This is a genomic window from Hydrogenophaga sp., assembly GCF_031426985.1.
Classification (GTDB): domain Bacteria; phylum Pseudomonadota; class Gammaproteobacteria; order Burkholderiales; family Burkholderiaceae_C; genus Hydrogenophaga.
The window spans coordinates 14095-28632 of the sequence record NZ_JASJOY010000044.1; the positions used below are offsets into that span (position 1 = coordinate 14095).

The window sequence follows — 14538 nt, forward strand, 5'->3', positions numbered from 1 at the left end:
GTGTCTCACTGATCGACGCCGTAGCGCGGCGCGCGCCGCTCGCGCAAGGATGCCACACCTTCGCGCACGTCGGGACCGGCAAAACCCATGAATTCGAGCGCCAGCGAGGTGTCGAACGCGGGGCCGGCCTGGCGCAGCCAGTTGTTGAGCGAATACTTGGTCCAGCGGATCGCGCTCTGGCTGCCGCCGGCCAGGCGGTCGGCCACTTCGTAGGCCTTGTCCAGCAGCGCATCGTCGTCCACCGCGAGCGACACCAGGCCGATGCGTTCGGCCTCTTCGCCGCTGATGGGGTCGCACAGCAGCAGGTAGTACTTGGCCTTGGCCAGGCCACACAGCAACGGCCAGACGATGGCCGCGTGGTCGCCCGCCGCCACGCCCAGGCGGGTGTGGCCGTCCACGATCTTGGCGCTCTTCGCGGCGATGGAAATGTCGGCCAGCAGCCCCGCCACCAGGCCCGCGCCCACCGCCGGTCCGTGCATGGCGCTGACGATGGGCTTGTCGCAGTTGATGACGTTGTAGACCAGGTCGCGCGCTTCTTTCCACACGCGGCTGCGCACCTCGAAGTCGGTCGCCATGTCCTGCACCAGGGCCAGGTCGCCGCCGCCGGAAAAGCCCAGCCCGCTGCCGCGCAGCACGGCGCAGCGCACCGTGTCGTCGCGGCCCACGTCGCGCCAGATTTCGGACAGCTCCCAGTGGCCTTCGTGCCCGGCCGTGGGCAGCTTGCCGTTGCCGCCGGGGCCGTCGGCGCGCATCTGGATGTCGAGCACCGAGGGCACACCGTTCACGGGCGGCCCGCGGCGGCTGATGTGCAGGGTCTGGTAGCGGCTGTAGTCCACGGGGGTCATGCGGGTCTCCGTTGCGCCGCTGCACCGGCAGTGGCCATTTTTCTGAGGGATTTCAACGGGGAATTCTGCCCCGTCCGGCCGGCCAAAACCGTGCGGGGCGGGCGGTGTTTTCCCGCGCCTTTCCCGCGCAGATCGCCGCCCGGCCACGCCCTTGACGTGTGTCAAACACAGGGGTGGGCGGGCGGCGCAAGATGGCTGCAACGGGGTCGCAGACCGCTGGCCCCCAGCCCCTCAGGAGACCAAGATGGACACCCGCATTTCCGAAACCTTCACCCAGCAGTTGCGCCAGATGCGCACCGACGTGCTGGCCCAGTTGCGCACCCAGCGCGGCGGCAAGATCGGCCGCGCCGAAGCCGCCGCCGAAGCGCGCGAACACGAGAGCGACGACTGGGCCCAGGCCGGCACCGAGCGCGATCTGGCGTTTGCGCTGGAGGAGCGCGAATCGGCCGAGCTGGTGTCGATCGACCAGGCACTCAAACGCATCGCTGACGGCAGCTACGGCCTGTGCGTGGACTGCGGCGCCAGCATCGCCACCGCCCGCCTGCACGCCAGCCCCACCGCGCTGCGCTGCGTGGGCTGCCAGGAAAAGGCCGAGAAGCCCCAGGGCAACGCCTCCACGCCCGGCTACTGAACCCCCGATCACCACCGCTTCTTTTTTTCTGAAACCTGAACAGGAGTTGAACGCATGACCACTTTCCACGCCGTCGTCTGGATGGACCACAGCCAAGCCCACGTGCTGATGTTTGACAAGGAGCACGTCGAGGCCCAGCGCGTGAAGGCGCGCAGCCACCACACGCCCAAACACGGCCACGTCGGCGCCGACAAAGATTTTTTCAAGCAGGTGGCCGACGCGCTGGCCGGCGTGAACGAGGTGCTGCTGACCGGCCCGGCCAACGCCAAGATCGAGTTCCGCGACTTCTGCAAGCACAACGCGCACGCGGTGGACAAGGCCATCGTGGACGTGGTGAGCAGCGACCACCCGACCGACGCGCAACTGGTGGCCATGGCGCGCCAGTACTTCCTGAAGTACGACCAGACCGCGGCCGACCCGACCCAGCTCTGAGCCACCGGCCGCGCCCCGAAACAGCCCGCCACTGGCGGGCTTTTTTGCGCCCGGAGCGCGCGCGGCCGGTGCTGGGTATGCTGCGGACATGACCACCACCGCCCCCGACGCCCTGCCCGCGCGCAGCCTGTTCCACCTGGCCTTCCACGTCACCGACCTGGACACCGCCCGGCGCTTCTACGGCGGCGTGCTCGGTTGCACCGAAGGCCGCAGCACCGACACCTGGGTGGACTTCGACTTCTTCAGCCACCAGATCTCGCTGCACCTGGGCGAACCGTTCAAGACCACGCGCACCGGCCGGGTCGGCGAGCACCTGGTGCCCATGCCGCACTTCGGCCTGGTGCTGCTGCGGCCCGACTGGCAGGCGCTGGCCGACCGGCTCACGGCCGCCGGCGTGGACTTCGTGCTGCCGCCGCAGATCCGCTTCGCCGGTCAGCCGGGCGAGCAGTGGACGATGTTTTTCTGCGACCCGTTTGGCAACCCGATCGAGGTCAAAGGCTTTGCCAGCGCGGCGCACATCTTTGCGCACTGACGGCGTGCCGATGGCGTCCGCGTCCAAGTGAGTTCTTTGGTTCTAATATGCTGCGCACGGCAGCGGGAGCGCCTGTTCCAGACCTTCCAGACGGCGGCCCGGGCAGCCTCAACGGCGTGGCCCCCCGCCTATGCTGCGGGGTCTGCAAGCGCGCGCGCTCGGCGCATCCCCCGAAACCCTGCCGCCACATGACCACGACCCAAGCCCCACACCTCTCGCGCCGCCGCTTCACCGCCCTGGTGGCCGGCGCTTCGTTGCTGGCCGCTCCCGCGTTGCGCGCCCAGCCGTCCAACCGCATCGTGCTGGGCCAGTCGGCCGCGTTCAGCGGGCCGGCGGCGCAGCTGGGTATCCAGTTCCACGCCGGCGCGAAGCTGTTCTTCGACCAGCTCAACACCAGGGGCGGCATCAACCAGGCCTCGGTGGAGATCGTGCAACTGGACGACGGCTACGAGCCCGAGCGCTGCGCCGAGAACACCCGCCAGCTGCTGGCCGACGACGTGTTCGCGCTGTTCGGCTACATCGGCACCCCCACCAGCGTGGCGGCGCTGCCCCTGGCGACCAAGGCGCAGGTGCCGTTCTTTGCCCCGTTCACCGGAGCCCTGGGCCTGCGCCAGCCGTTCAACCGCATGGCCTTTCACATGCGCGCCTCGTACCACGACGAAACCGCGCTCATCGTCAAGCAGCTCACCCACCTGGGCCTGAAAAAGATCGCGGTCTTCTACCAGAACGACGCCTACGGCAAGGCCGGGCTGGACGGCGTGACCGCCGCCCTGCAGGCCCAGCAGCTGGCGCCGGTGGCGGTGGCCACGGTGGAACGCAATTCGCAGGACGTGGCCAAGGCGGTGGCCACCCTCACCGCCGCCCAGCCCGACGCGGTGGTGCAGATCAGCGCCTACGCCTCGTGCGCGGCCTTCATCCGCGCGGCCCGCAAGGCCGGCTACGGTGGCACCTTCTACAACGTGTCGTTCGTGGGCACACAGGCCCTGGCCGACACGCTGGGCAAAGACGGCGCGGGCGTGGTGGTCTCGCAGGTGGTGCCCACGCCCTACAGCGGCTCGCGGCCGATCGCGCGCGAGTTCAACGCTGCCATCGCCGAAGGCGGCGCCAAGGTGCAGCCCAACTTCTCCAGCATGGAAGGTTTCATGGCCGCCAAGCTGTTCGCCGAAGGCCTGCGGCGTGCGGGGCCCCGCCCCTCGCGCGACGCCCTTGTCGGCGCGCTGGAAAGCATCCGCGACTTCTCGCTCGGCGGCTTCAACGTCGGCTTCGGCCCCAGCGACCACGTCGCGTCCAGGTTCGTCGAACTGTCCATGCTCACCGGCGATGGCCGGGTGCGCACCTGAGCCGCCGCGCCCACCGATCGCCCCATGCAAAAGGCTCGCATTCAGCGGGCCTTTTGCATGGTCGGCGCACCGCGCTCAGGCGGTCGGCAGCGGTGCGATGGTCTGGTCGATGGCGCCGAAGATGCTCTGGCCGTCGGCGCCCTTCATCTCGATGCGGATGGTGTCACCGAACTTCATGAACTCGGTGCTGGGCTTGCCGTCGAGGATGGTCTCGATGCAGCGCTTTTCGGCGATGCAGCTGTAGCCCTTGGGCCATTCCTTCTTGCCGTTGACTTCCACCCCGCGGTTGCTGACCGTGCCCGAGCCGACGATGGAGCCGGCGCGCACGTTGCGGGTCTTGCCGATGTGGGCGATCAGCTGGCCGAAGTGGAAGGTCATGTCCGGGCCGGCGTCGCACAGGCCGACCTTGCGGCCGTTCCAGGTGCTCTGCAGCGTCAGGTGCACACGACCGCCCTGCCAGGCGTCGCCCAGCTCGTCGGGCGTGACCGCCACCGGGCTGAAAGCGCTGGCCGGCTTGCTCTGGAAGAAGCCGAAGCCCTTGGCCAGTTCGTTGGGAATCAGGTTGCGCAGCGACACGTCGTTGACCAGCATCAGCAGGCGCACGCCGTCCAGCGCCTGCTCGGGCGTGGCGCACATGGGCACGTCGCCGGTGATCACGGCGATCTCGGCCTCGAAGTCGATGCCGTAGTCCTCGCTGGGCACCACCACATCGTCGCAGGGGCCAATGAAGTCGTCGCTGCCGCCCTGGTACATCAGCGGGTCGGTGTAGAAGGAGGCCGGCACTTCGCTGCTGCGTGCGGCCCGCACCAGTTCGACGTGGTTGATGTAGGCCGAGCCGTCGGCCCATTGGTAGGCCCGCGGCAGCGGCGCCATGCACAGTTTGGGATCGAACGGAAACGCGTGGCGCGCCTTGCCGCTGTTGAGGGTGCTGTAGAGGTCCTGCAACTGGGGCGCGAGGAAGTTCCAGTCGTCCAGCACCTGCTGCAGTCTGGTGGCGATGCCGGTCGCATAATGGGCCGTGCTCAGGTCGCGCGAGACCACCACCAGTTGTCCATCGCGTGAGCCGTCTTTGTATGTGGCGAGTTTCAAACCTGTCTCCTGGCGCCGCAAGGCGGTGCAAAAGTGAAGGGTGCTGCGGGTCGGCGCCGCAGACAGCCCGGAACAGAGAATTACGAATAGTGAAATCAGTTAACCTATCCGTAAAACCAGATTCTAGTTCATAGCCCCGATGCCCGCCAGCCCCACCCCCTCCAGCCCCCGCGGCCCGAGCGCCGCCCCCGACGAGGACAGCAACGACCACCAGCGCGCCGGCATCCAGTCGGTCGAGGTCGGGTTCGAGTTGCTCAAAGCCCTGTCGGACGCCCCCGGCGCGCTGATGCTGCGCGACCTGGCGGCCAACGCCGGCATGAGCGCGGCCAAGGCGCACCGCTACCTGGTGAGCTTCCAGCGCATGGGCCTGGTGGTGCAGGACCCGGTGAGCACCCGCTACGACCTGGGCCCGGCCGCGCTGCGCCTGGGCCTGGCCAGCCTGGCGCGCATCGACGCCGTCAAGCTGGCGCGCGAACGCATCCCGGCCCTGCTGGGCGAGACCGGCCACACCCTGGCGATCGCCGTCTGGGGCAACCAGGGGCCGACCATGGTGCACTGGGCCGAGGCCCCGCAATCGGTGCCGGTGACGCTGCGCCTGGGCGACGTCATGCCGCTGCTCACCTCGGCCACCGGCCGCTGCTTTGCTGCTTTCATGCCCGCCGAGGGCCGCGACGGCGAACGCATCCCGGCCATGATCCGCGAGGAACTGGCACGCCTGAAACAACTGCCCCAGACCGGCCTGCCGCTGGTGGACGTGCCGCAATCCCCCGCCGACGTGCAGGCCCTGCTGCAGGACACCCGCCACCAGGGCCTGGGCCGCGTGGTGCACAGCCTGCTGCCCGGCGTGGGCGGCTTCTGCGCCCCGGTGTTCGACGCCCAGGGCCGGCTGGCACTGGGCCTGGTGGTGCTGGGCTCGGTCGCCACGCTGGACACCGGCTGGCAGGGCACCCCCGCCACCGCGCTGCTGGCCTGTGCGCGCCAGCTGAGCACCGACCTGGGATACCGCGCCGACACGCCCCCCCGATGAGCCCGAACGATCCCGGCATCCCCCGCTGGCGCACCCGGTTGGCGCTGGCCGCCGGTGTGCTGGCGGTGCACCTGGGCCTGCTGGTGGACGGCTGGCCGGGCGGTTCTTCCGAGGTGACCGAGGTGGGGCTGGCCGGCTCGGCCCCTGCGCAATCCGTGCCGGTTCAGGCCCAGTCCACTGCCAAACCGGCGCAGACCGGCCCGGCACCGGTGATCAGCACGACGTCGGTGCGCTGGATCGCGACCGCCCCCCCGCCAGCGGCACCGGTCATCGCCCCACGCCCGCCCAAGCCCCCACCGGTCAGCCGTCCCCGGCCGGCCCCCACCGCCGCGCCCGAACCCCAGCCCGCCCCCCCGCCCGTGCCCGTGCCTGCTCCTGCTCCTGCTCCTGCTCCTGCTCCTGCTCCTGCTCCTGCTCCTGCGCCAGCGCCAGCGCCGACTCCTGCGCCTGAGTCGCTGCCCAAGGTGGCCCAGGCGCCCGTGCCCCCTCGCCCGGAGCCCGACCCGGTCACCACACCGCCGCCGCCGCAGGCCCAGGAAGCCCCCCCGGTGCCGGAGGTCGCGCCACGTCCGGAACCGCCCTCGCCGGAGGCCGGATCCACCACAACGGCGGCCAGCGCACCGACCGCCGGGACCGCGGTCACGCACGTCGGCCCGGGCGATGCCCAGGCGCCGGGCAGCACCCTGCTGCGCTACGACGTGCAGGTGCAGTCCAAGGGCCTGTCGGTGAACGCCGATGCCGAGTTGCGCTGGGAGGTCAGGGGCAACGACTACCTCGCCAAGCTGGAGATCAGCGCCTTGCTCATCGGCAGCCGGACCCAGACCAGCCAAGGCCGGGTCGGGCCGCAGGGCCTGCTGCCCAGCCGCTTCGGAGACCGCCGGCGCCGGACGGAAAACGCCGCGCATTTTGACCAGGAAGGCCTGCGCCTGCGCTTCAGCAACAACACGCCCGACGCCCCCCTGCTGCCCGGTGGCCAGGACCGCCTGTCGGTGTTCCTGCAGCTCGGCTCGATGCTGCGGGCCCGGCCCCAGGCCTTCGGCCCCGGTCAGCCGATCACGCTGCAGGTGACCGGCACCCATGGGGCCGATCTCTGGAGCTTCACCGTGGGCGCGTCCGAGCGCCTCAGCCTGCCGGCCGGCCAGCTCGACGCGGTCCGGCTGACCCGCGCCCCGCGCCGCGAGTACGACCAGAAAGTCGAGCTCTGGCTGGCCCCTTCGCTGCAGTACCTGCCGGTGCGCATCCGGATCACCGACCACGACGGCAGCGTGGCCGACCAGCAATTGCGTGAGCTGCCGACGCTGAAGCCCTGAACTGTGCCCAAAAACACACGCATCTTGAATCTTTAACCCGAGCGCCCATCTAAACGCACAGGGGGCTGAAGAAGCGCCAGCGATTGCCGATATAACAGCCAAAGGAACACGGGTTTCTTGATTTGAAGGATATTGAAACCATGCACATGCTCTACGACTCCGATGCTTTTGCCGTGGTCCACATCCTGGCCAACGCCCCCACCGAAGGTGAGGTCGTGACCGACGAGGGCCCGCAAATTCCGCGCCATGGTTTCGAGATCGTGGACAAACGCTCGGGCAAAGAGGTTTACCTCGATGGCTCCTGGGCCGAGATGTTCCAGATCCAGATCACCGCCTGGCAAAAAGACATGCCCTCGCAAGAGGAAGTGGAAGACACGCTGGAAGGCTACGCCAGCCTGGCGCAGATGCCGGTGGTCATGCATTGACCCCCCCCCCCGCGCCGCGCCTGCGGCGCGTCACCCCCCAGGGGGCGATGCGAGTGGCCCGGCAAAGCCGGTTCCACCGCATCCTGGACTGACTTCCCCTCTCTCTGACAGCCCGGCACTTGCCGGGCTTTGTCATTTCTGGGGTTCGTTCTGCCGCGCGCTCCACCAGCGGAACACCGGCTCGGCCAGCACCAGCACCGCCACCAGGCGGCAGACCTGGAACGCCGTGACCATGGGCACGCCCAGCTGCAGCACCTTGGCGGTGATGGCCATTTCGGCGATGCCGCCGGGCGAGGTGCCCAGCAGCAAAGTGGCCGGGTGCAGGCCGGTCAGCCACGACAGGCACCAGCCGAAGCCGGCGCACAAGCCCATCATGACGACGCTGGCCAACGCGACCGACCCCAGCCAGCGCGGCGCGGTGTGCACGAAGGCGGGCGTGAAGCGCACGCCCAGGCTGACGCCGATGACCAGCTGCGCGCCGGCCGTGAGCCAGCCCGGCAGGGCCGAGAGCGTCACGCCCGCGAGCGTGAACCCCATGGTGACCAGCAGCGAGCCCATGAACCAGGGGTTGGCCCGGCCCAGCCGCTGCATGAGCAGACCGCCCGCCAGGCACAGCGCCCCCAGCACGGCCAGCCCCGGAACCTGCACCGCGCGGGCGGCGGGCAGGCTGGCGTCCAGCCCGCTGACGCCCCAGGCCTGCATGGCGAACGGGATGGTCAGCGTCACCAGCAGCACGCGCAGGCTGTGCGCGGCGGCCACCAGGTCGGTGCGCGCGCCCTGGCGCTCGGCGATCAGCGTCATCTCGGACGCGCCCCCGATGGCGCCGGCAAAGTAGGTGGTGCAGCGCAGTTGCTGGGGCGACACGCCCGGCAGGTGGCCGGCGTGCACCCGTCGCAACCAGGCACCAAAACCCAGCCCCAGGGCCAGCGCCCAGGCGATGCCCAGCGCGATCGCCCACCACAGCCCCACCACCAGGGCGCCCACGGCGGGGGTGAAGTACAGACCCAGCGCGCAGCCGATCACCCACTGCCCGGCGTTGCGAAACGGCACCCAGCTGGCCGTCGGCGCCCCCAGCAGGGAGACGGTCGAACTCGCCAGCAGCGGCCCGATCATCCAGGGGATGGGCGTGTGCAGCCAGACACACAGGCGGGCCGCGGCATAGGCCAGCAGCAGGGTGAGCAACACCCGCCACACAAAGGGCAGGCCCCAGGGGCGGTGGACGGAAGGGGACGTCAATTCAGGACCGATGCGGGGGATTCACAGGGCCACGTAGTATCCGGGCATGACCTGTCGAAGCGCTGTCATCTCCTGGGTGGGCACCACGGCCCTGCTGCTGGCCGGCTGCGCGGCGGCCCCGCCGGCGCCCGACCTGTCGGGCCTGCTGCCCACGCCTTTGTTGCTGCTGGGCGAGCAGCACGACGCGCCCGAGCACCAGCGCCTGCAGCGCCAGACGCTGCGCCAGCTGGCCGAACGCGGCGCGCTGGCCGCCGTGGTGCTGGAAATGGTGGAAAGCGGCCGCCAGACCACCGGCTTGCCGCCCGATGCCAGCGAGGCGCAGGTGCGCACCACCCTGGACTGGACGGACGAGCGCAACAGCGGCGCCTGGCCCTGGGCGGTGTACGGCCCGCTGGTGATGGACGCGGTGCGCGCCGGTGTGCCGGTGTTCGGCGGCAACCTGCCGCGTGCCCAGATGCGCACGGTGATGGGGGAGTCGGGCCTGGACACCGCCTTGCCGGCCGAGGCCCTGGGGCTGCAGCGCGAGAACATCCGCGCGGGGCACTGCGGCCTGTTGCCCGAGTCGCAGATCGTGCCCATGGCGCGCGTCCAGCTGGCACGCGACCGGGCCATGGCCCAGACCGCGCAGCAGGCCCTGCGGACCGGCCAGACCGTGTTGCTGGTGGCCGGCCACCAGCACGTGCGGCGCGACATCGGCGTGCCGCGGCACCTGCCGCCCGGCCAGCCACTGCAGGTGGTGGTGTCGCTGGCGGGCGATCCCGGTGCGCACACGGCCGCGACAGGCGCCGCCGATCGGATCTGGCCCACCCCGGCCACGCCACCCCAGGACCATTGCGCCGACCTGAAGGCGCAGATGGGCCGGCCGGCGCCCGTGCCGGCGCCCTGACGCCGCGGCCGTCTCCCGCCGTCCCCGGACGCCGCCCCCGGCGGCCCTGCGACAATCGGGCCGACCATGCACCACACCTACGTTCTCACCCTGTCCTGCCAGGACCGCCCTGGCATCGTGCACGCCGTCTCGGGCTTTCTGCTGGAGCGTGGCGGCAACATCGAAGAAGCCGCCCAGTACAACGACCACGGCACCGGCCTGTTCTTCATGCGGGTGCAGTTCACCTGCGGCCAGCTGACCCAGGACGACCTGCGCGCCCACCTCAAGCTGTTCGCCGAACCGTTCGGCATGCAGTGGGGCCTGCACCCGCTGGCCGAGCCGATGAAGACGGTGATCTTCGTCAGCAAGGAAGGCCACTGCCTGAACGATCTGCTGTTCCGCTGGAAGAGCGGCCTGCTGCGGCTGGACATCCGCGCCATCGTCAGCAACCACCGCGACTTCTACCAGCTCGCGGCCAGCTACAACGTGCCCTTCCACCACCTCCCCATGACGGCGGCGACCAAGGCACAGGCCGAGGCGAAACAGCTGGAGGTGATCCGCAGCGAAGGCGCCGAGCTGGTGGTGCTGGCGCGCTACATGCAGATCCTGAGCAACGACCTCTGCCGCGAACTCTCGGGCAAGGCGATCAACATCCACCACAGCTTCCTGCCCAGCTTCAAGGGCGCCAAGCCCTATTACCAGGCACACGACCGCGGCGTGAAGCTGATCGGCGCCACCGCCCACTACGTGACGGCCGACCTCGACGAAGGCCCCATCATCGAGCAGGACGTGGCCCGCGTGGACCACACCGACACGGTGGAAGACCTGACCGCGCGCGGCCGTGACACCGAAAGCCAGGTGCTGGCGCGGGCGGTGAAGTGGCACAGCGAACACCGGGTGCTGCAGAACGGTCACAAGACCGTGGTGTTTCGCTGACCGCCGGCCGCTGAAGCCGCCGCGGGCCGACGTTTACGCGGCGGCCCGGATGAAATGCACGCGGTCGAAACCGCTGCGCCAGTCGGCGACCTCGTCGGCCAGGCGGGCGGGGTCGGCGCTTTTCAGCGCCGCCGCGATCAGCGCGGCCAGCCGCGGCATGTCGCCGGTCCGCAGGCCCCAGCGGCAGATTTCGGGCGTTCCCAGGCGCAGACCGTTGACATCGCCGGCCACTGGCGGACGCGGCAGGCCGATGCCACAGGCCAGAAACCCCGCCAGCCGCAGCCGCCGCGAGGCCGACTGCCCGCCGCCCCAGGCCTCGGCCTCGACCGCGAACTGGTGCGAGCCGGTGACGCCGCGCGCGGTGCGGAACAGCGGCAGGCCTTCGGCGCCCAGCGCCTCGGCCAGGGCCTGGGCGGTGTCGACCATGGCGCGGGCATAGGCCGCGCCATGGTCGCGCCAGTCCAGCAGGGTGATGCCCAGCGCGGCGGATTTCGCAACATCGAAGTTCGCGGTCAGACCGGGGTAGGCGATGGCTTCGAGGCGTTGGGCCAGCGACGGATCGTTGGTCAGGATCAGGCCGCCGGCCGGACCGCCCAGGCTCTTGTAGGTGCTCATGGTCATCAGGTCCGCGCCCTCGGCCAGCGGGTTGGCGAACACACCGCCGGCAATCATCCCGCACTGGTGGGCGGCGTCGAACAGGAGCCGGGCGCCCACCTCGTCGGCGATGCCGCGCAGCGCCGATACCGGGTGCGACCACAGGTTCAGGCTCTGCCCGATGGTGATGAGCCTGGGCCGCACTTTCAAAGCGAGGTCGCGCAGGCCGTCCAGGTCCACGGTGTAGCCGTCGGCGTGCACCGGCGCGTGGTGGACCTTCAGCCCATACAGCCCGGCGCAGCCGGCGTCGTGGTGGGTGACGTGGCCGGCGATGCTGGCGGGCGGCGCAATGATCGTATCGCCCGGCTGGCAGGTGGCCATGAAGGCGTAGAGGTTGGCCAGGGCGCCCGAGCCGACCCGGATCTCGGCAAAGCGCGCCTGGAACACCTCGGCCGCGAGCTGGGCGGTGATGACCTCGATCTCCTCGATGGCTTCGAGGCCGGTTTCGTACTTGTCGCCCGGATAGCCCAGCGAAGGTCGTGCCCCCAGCCCGCTGGCGAGCAAGGCCTCGGCCCGCGGATTCATCACATTGGTCGCCGGGTTGAGGTTGAAACAGCGGTGCTCGTGGATGGCGCGGTTTTCCACCGCCAGGGCTTCGATGCGCGCCGCCAGCTGCTCGCTGCTGGCGCCTGCGAGGCCGGCCTGGATCTGGTCGATGCGGGTGGTGACGGCGGGGCTGAGCCAGGGGCGTTGGTCGTGGGTGCTCATGTCGTGGGTCCTGTGAACGAGGGGTGGCTGCAGCCCAGTATGGGAGCCGACCCGGTTCACGACAACGCAGATTCCATATAAATTAGGGCCAGAAAATCCAAGCCTCAGATGCCCGTCGCCCCGCCCTCCCCCCGCCTGCCCTCACTCAACGCCTTGCGCGCCTTCGAGGCGGCGGCACGCCTGGGCGGCTTTGCCCAGGCGGCCGAAGAACTGCACGTGACGCCCGGCGCCATCACGGCGCTGATCAAGGCGCTGGAGTCGGATTTGGGGGCGCCCCTGTTCGTGCGCCAGGCCCGCGGCGTGGCGCTGACCGACATCGGTCGCCGGGCCCTGCCCGCCTTTTCGCAGGTCTTCGACCGGCTCGGCGAGGCGGTGCGGGAGCTGCGCCAGGACGCGGCACCGCGGCGCGTGCACCTGGCGGCGTTGCCGGCGATCGCGCAGCTGTGGCTGGCGCCGCGCCTGTCCGGGCTGCGCGCGCTCGTGCCCGACATCGAGGTCTCGGTCACGGCCATGGAAAAGCCCCCCAACCTCAAACGGGCGCCCTTCGATCTGTGCCTGTTCTACGCCGAAGCCCCGCCGGCCGATGCGCTGGCGCTGGCGCAGGACCGGCTCACGCCCGTGTGCACCCCGGCGCTGGCGCGCCGGATCACAGGTCCGAAAGATCTCGCTGGCATGGTCTGCCTGTCCGACAGCGTCTGGGCCGGTGACTGGGCCCGCTGGGCCGCGGTCGCCCTGCCGGGGCAGGTCTTTGCCCCGCGCGGCCCGGTGTTCTCGCTCTACGCCATCGCGGTGCAGGAAGCGCTGAACGGGGCCGGTGTGCTGATCGCGCGCCAGGCCCTGGTTTCGCCGCTGCTGGCCAGCGGCGCCCTGGTGGCCCCCCTGGACGCCGTGGCGCGCGTGCCGGCGCCCCTGGCCGCCTGGACGCAAGCGGGGGCCGGGCGCGGCCGCTCGTCGGCCCAGGTGCTGCGCGCGCTGGTACAACTGGCGTGACACACTCGCAAGACCACCCGGACGCCCACACCATGACCATCCGCATCCCGCCCATCCAGTGCCTGCTGACCTTCGAGGCGCTGGCGCGGCTGCGCAGCGTGACCCAGACCAGCGAGGAGCTGTGCGTCACGCCCAGCGCGGTCAGTCACCGCATCAAGCAGCTGGAGCAGATCCTGGGCACCAAGCTGTTCGGGCGGGCGGATTTTTCCCTCACCACCGAGGGCATCGAATACCTGGCCCAGGTGCGCGAGGGGCTGGCGGCGCTGCAGAAATTCCCCAGCAACACGGCCTCGCCGGGCCGGCGCAAGCTGCGGCTGGCGGTGACGCCGACCTTCGCGCGCTCGATCCTGCTGCCGCGGCTGAAGCAGTTCAGCGACGCCTACCCGGAGATCGACATCACGCTGCAGGTCAGCATCCCGCTGCTGGACGTGGTGGCCGAGGACGCGGACCTGATGATCCGCTTCGGCACCGGGCGCTACGCCGACGTGGAGCATGTCTGCCTGATGAAGGACGAGGTCACGCCGCTGGCCGCACCGGCCTTCGTGCGCGAACACGGCCCTTTCGAAACGCCGCAGGACCTGGAAGAGCTGCCCCTGCTGCGCAGCCCGCTGGAGCCCTGGCGCACCTGGTTCGCGGCGCACGACCTGGACTGGCCCGAACCGGTGGACGGTTCGCAGTTCAACGACATCGGCCTGATGTGCGACGCCGCCGCGGTGGGCATGGGCATCGCGCTGGTGCGGCTGAAGCTGGCCGCACCCTGGCTGGAACACGGCACCCTGGTGCCGCTGTACCCGCGCCACGTGCCCAGCCCGCACGCGCACCACCTGTGCTGGCGGACGGGCACGATGGACCGCTGGGAATGCGCCGCCTTCGCCGAGTGGCTCAGGAAGAGCCTGAGCTAAGCACCGCCGGAGCGCGCTCCCAAGCCAAGGCAGCCGTGGAACCGGCTTTGCCGGGCCACAGGGCAGCGTCCCCCTCCCGCCGCAGGCGAGAGAGGGGGATGCCGCGTCAGCGGCGCAGGGGGTGCTTATTCAATGTTCAGGCGCTGTCCTGCCAGGCTGACTTTTTTGGGCAGCGCCAGCGTCAGGACCCCGTTCTCGTATTTCGCTTTCGACTTCTCGTTGTCGATGTCGGCCGCCAGCTGGAAGCTGCGCGCCACGGCCCCGTAATAGCGCTCGGTGCGCAACAGCTTCTCGTCCTGGCTCTGGCTGTCCTGCTGCTTGACCTCGGCGCGCAGCGTCACCACGCTGCCTTCCACCGTCACGTGGATGTCTTCCTTGGCCACGCCGGGCACCTCGGCCACCACGGTGTAGGCCGACGGGGTTTCCTTCACGTCGATCTTGATCTGCGAGGGCGAGGGCAGGCTGTCACCGTGCAGGGGACGGACGTAGAAACCGGGCGCGACATCCTTGAAGAAATCGTCGAACAGACCCGAGCGGGCGATCAGATGGTTCATGGCGTGGACTCCTGAAAGTGAGGGTGGGTGCGAAGGGCGGAGGCTTGTCCGGCCCTGTGCTC

16 protein-coding genes are annotated in these 14538 nt (G+C 70.1%); 11 read left to right on the forward strand and 5 right to left on the reverse strand.

Translation table 11 applies throughout. The features are described from left to right. Positions 1-5 precede the first annotated feature (5 nt). Complete coding sequence (locus RMP09_RS06330) at positions 6-836, reverse strand: enoyl-CoA hydratase/isomerase family protein (protein ID WP_310565185.1); 831 nt, start codon at positions 834-836, stop codon at positions 6-8. Positions 837-1089: 253 nt separating this feature from the next. On the opposite strand from RMP09_RS06330, the gene RMP09_RS06335 reads away from it, so the two are divergent. The 4 genes from RMP09_RS06335 (at position 1090) to RMP09_RS06350 (ending at position 3780) form a co-directional block, all read left to right on the forward strand. Beyond that, positions 1090-1476: a TraR/DksA family transcriptional regulator gene (locus tag RMP09_RS06335; protein WP_310565162.1), complete on the forward strand. Its 387-nt coding sequence runs from the start codon at positions 1090-1092 to the stop codon at positions 1474-1476. Positions 1477-1530: 54 nt separating this feature from the next. Continuing rightward, positions 1531-1908, forward strand: a complete 378-nt coding sequence (locus RMP09_RS06340) for a hypothetical protein (RefSeq protein ID WP_310565163.1) — start codon at positions 1531-1533, stop codon at positions 1906-1908. An 88-nt stretch (positions 1909-1996) separates the two neighbouring features. Beyond that, entirely contained in the window at positions 1997-2440 is a 444-nt protein-coding gene (locus RMP09_RS06345) for a VOC family protein (protein WP_310565164.1), read from the forward strand. Between the two features lie 188 nt (positions 2441-2628). Continuing rightward, positions 2629-3780 carry an ABC transporter substrate-binding protein gene (locus tag RMP09_RS06350; RefSeq protein WP_310565165.1) on the forward strand — a complete coding sequence of 384 codons (1152 nt, stop codon included), beginning with the start codon at positions 2629-2631 and terminating at the stop codon, positions 3778-3780. A gap of 75 nt (positions 3781-3855) precedes the next feature. Here RMP09_RS06350 and RMP09_RS06355 read toward each other — a convergent pair whose 3' ends face one another. Beyond that, positions 3856-4869, reverse strand: a complete 1014-nt coding sequence (locus RMP09_RS06355; RefSeq protein WP_310565166.1) for a fumarylacetoacetate hydrolase family protein — start codon at positions 4867-4869, stop codon at positions 3856-3858. A 139-nt stretch (positions 4870-5008) separates the two neighbouring features. On the opposite strand from RMP09_RS06355, the gene RMP09_RS06360 reads away from it, so the two are divergent. The 3 genes from RMP09_RS06360 (at position 5009) to RMP09_RS06370 (ending at position 7631) form a co-directional block, all read left to right on the forward strand. Next, a complete protein-coding gene (locus tag RMP09_RS06360; protein WP_310565167.1) occupies positions 5009-5896 on the forward strand; it encodes an IclR family transcriptional regulator in 888 nt (295 codons plus the stop codon). Then, entirely contained in the window at positions 5893-7206 is a 1314-nt protein-coding gene (locus RMP09_RS06365; protein ID WP_310565168.1) for a DUF3108 domain-containing protein, read from the forward strand. The genes RMP09_RS06360 and RMP09_RS06365 overlap by 4 nt, the downstream gene beginning before the upstream one ends. 140 nt (positions 7207-7346) lie before the next feature. Next, positions 7347-7631, forward strand: a complete 285-nt coding sequence (locus RMP09_RS06370) for a DUF3567 domain-containing protein (RefSeq protein WP_310565169.1) — start codon at positions 7347-7349, stop codon at positions 7629-7631. Positions 7632-7763: 132 nt separating this feature from the next. Here RMP09_RS06370 and RMP09_RS06375 read toward each other — a convergent pair whose 3' ends face one another. After that, positions 7764-8867, reverse strand: coding sequence for an AbrB family transcriptional regulator (locus RMP09_RS06375; protein WP_310565170.1), 1104 nt, complete (start codon positions 8865-8867; stop codon positions 7764-7766). Positions 8868-8913: 46 nt separating this feature from the next. Here RMP09_RS06375 and RMP09_RS06380 point away from each other — a divergent pair, with 46 nt between their 5' ends. Together RMP09_RS06380 and purU are read left to right on the forward strand one after the other, a co-directional pair. Beyond that, positions 8914-9753, forward strand: a complete 840-nt coding sequence (locus tag RMP09_RS06380; RefSeq protein WP_310565171.1) for a ChaN family lipoprotein — start codon at positions 8914-8916, stop codon at positions 9751-9753. 66 nt (positions 9754-9819) lie between these two features. Next, the gene (gene purU / locus RMP09_RS06385) at positions 9820-10668 is read left to right on the forward strand and encodes a formyltetrahydrofolate deformylase (RefSeq protein ID WP_310565172.1); all 849 of its coding nucleotides are present in this window, start codon (positions 9820-9822) and stop codon (positions 10666-10668) included. Positions 10669-10701: 33 nt separating this feature from the next. Here purU and glyA read toward each other — a convergent pair whose 3' ends face one another. Then, on the reverse strand, positions 10702-12030 hold the full coding sequence (gene glyA / locus RMP09_RS06390) for a serine hydroxymethyltransferase (RefSeq protein ID WP_310565173.1): 1329 nt from the start codon (positions 12028-12030) through the stop codon (positions 10702-10704). A gap of 108 nt (positions 12031-12138) precedes the next feature. Here glyA and RMP09_RS06395 point away from each other — a divergent pair, with 108 nt between their 5' ends. After that, complete coding sequence (locus tag RMP09_RS06395; RefSeq protein WP_310565174.1) at positions 12139-13020, forward strand: LysR family transcriptional regulator; 882 nt, start codon at positions 12139-12141, stop codon at positions 13018-13020. Positions 13021-13052: 32 nt separating this feature from the next. Next, on the forward strand, positions 13053-13922 hold the full coding sequence (locus RMP09_RS06400) for a LysR substrate-binding domain-containing protein (protein WP_310565186.1): 870 nt from the start codon (positions 13053-13055) through the stop codon (positions 13920-13922). A 125-nt stretch (positions 13923-14047) separates the two neighbouring features. Here the strand turns inward: RMP09_RS06400 and RMP09_RS06405 are convergent, their stop codons facing one another. Then, positions 14048-14476 carry an Hsp20/alpha crystallin family protein gene (locus RMP09_RS06405; RefSeq protein ID WP_310565175.1) on the reverse strand — a complete coding sequence of 143 codons (429 nt, stop codon included), beginning with the start codon at positions 14474-14476 and terminating at the stop codon, positions 14048-14050. Positions 14477-14538: the final 62 nt, after the last annotated feature.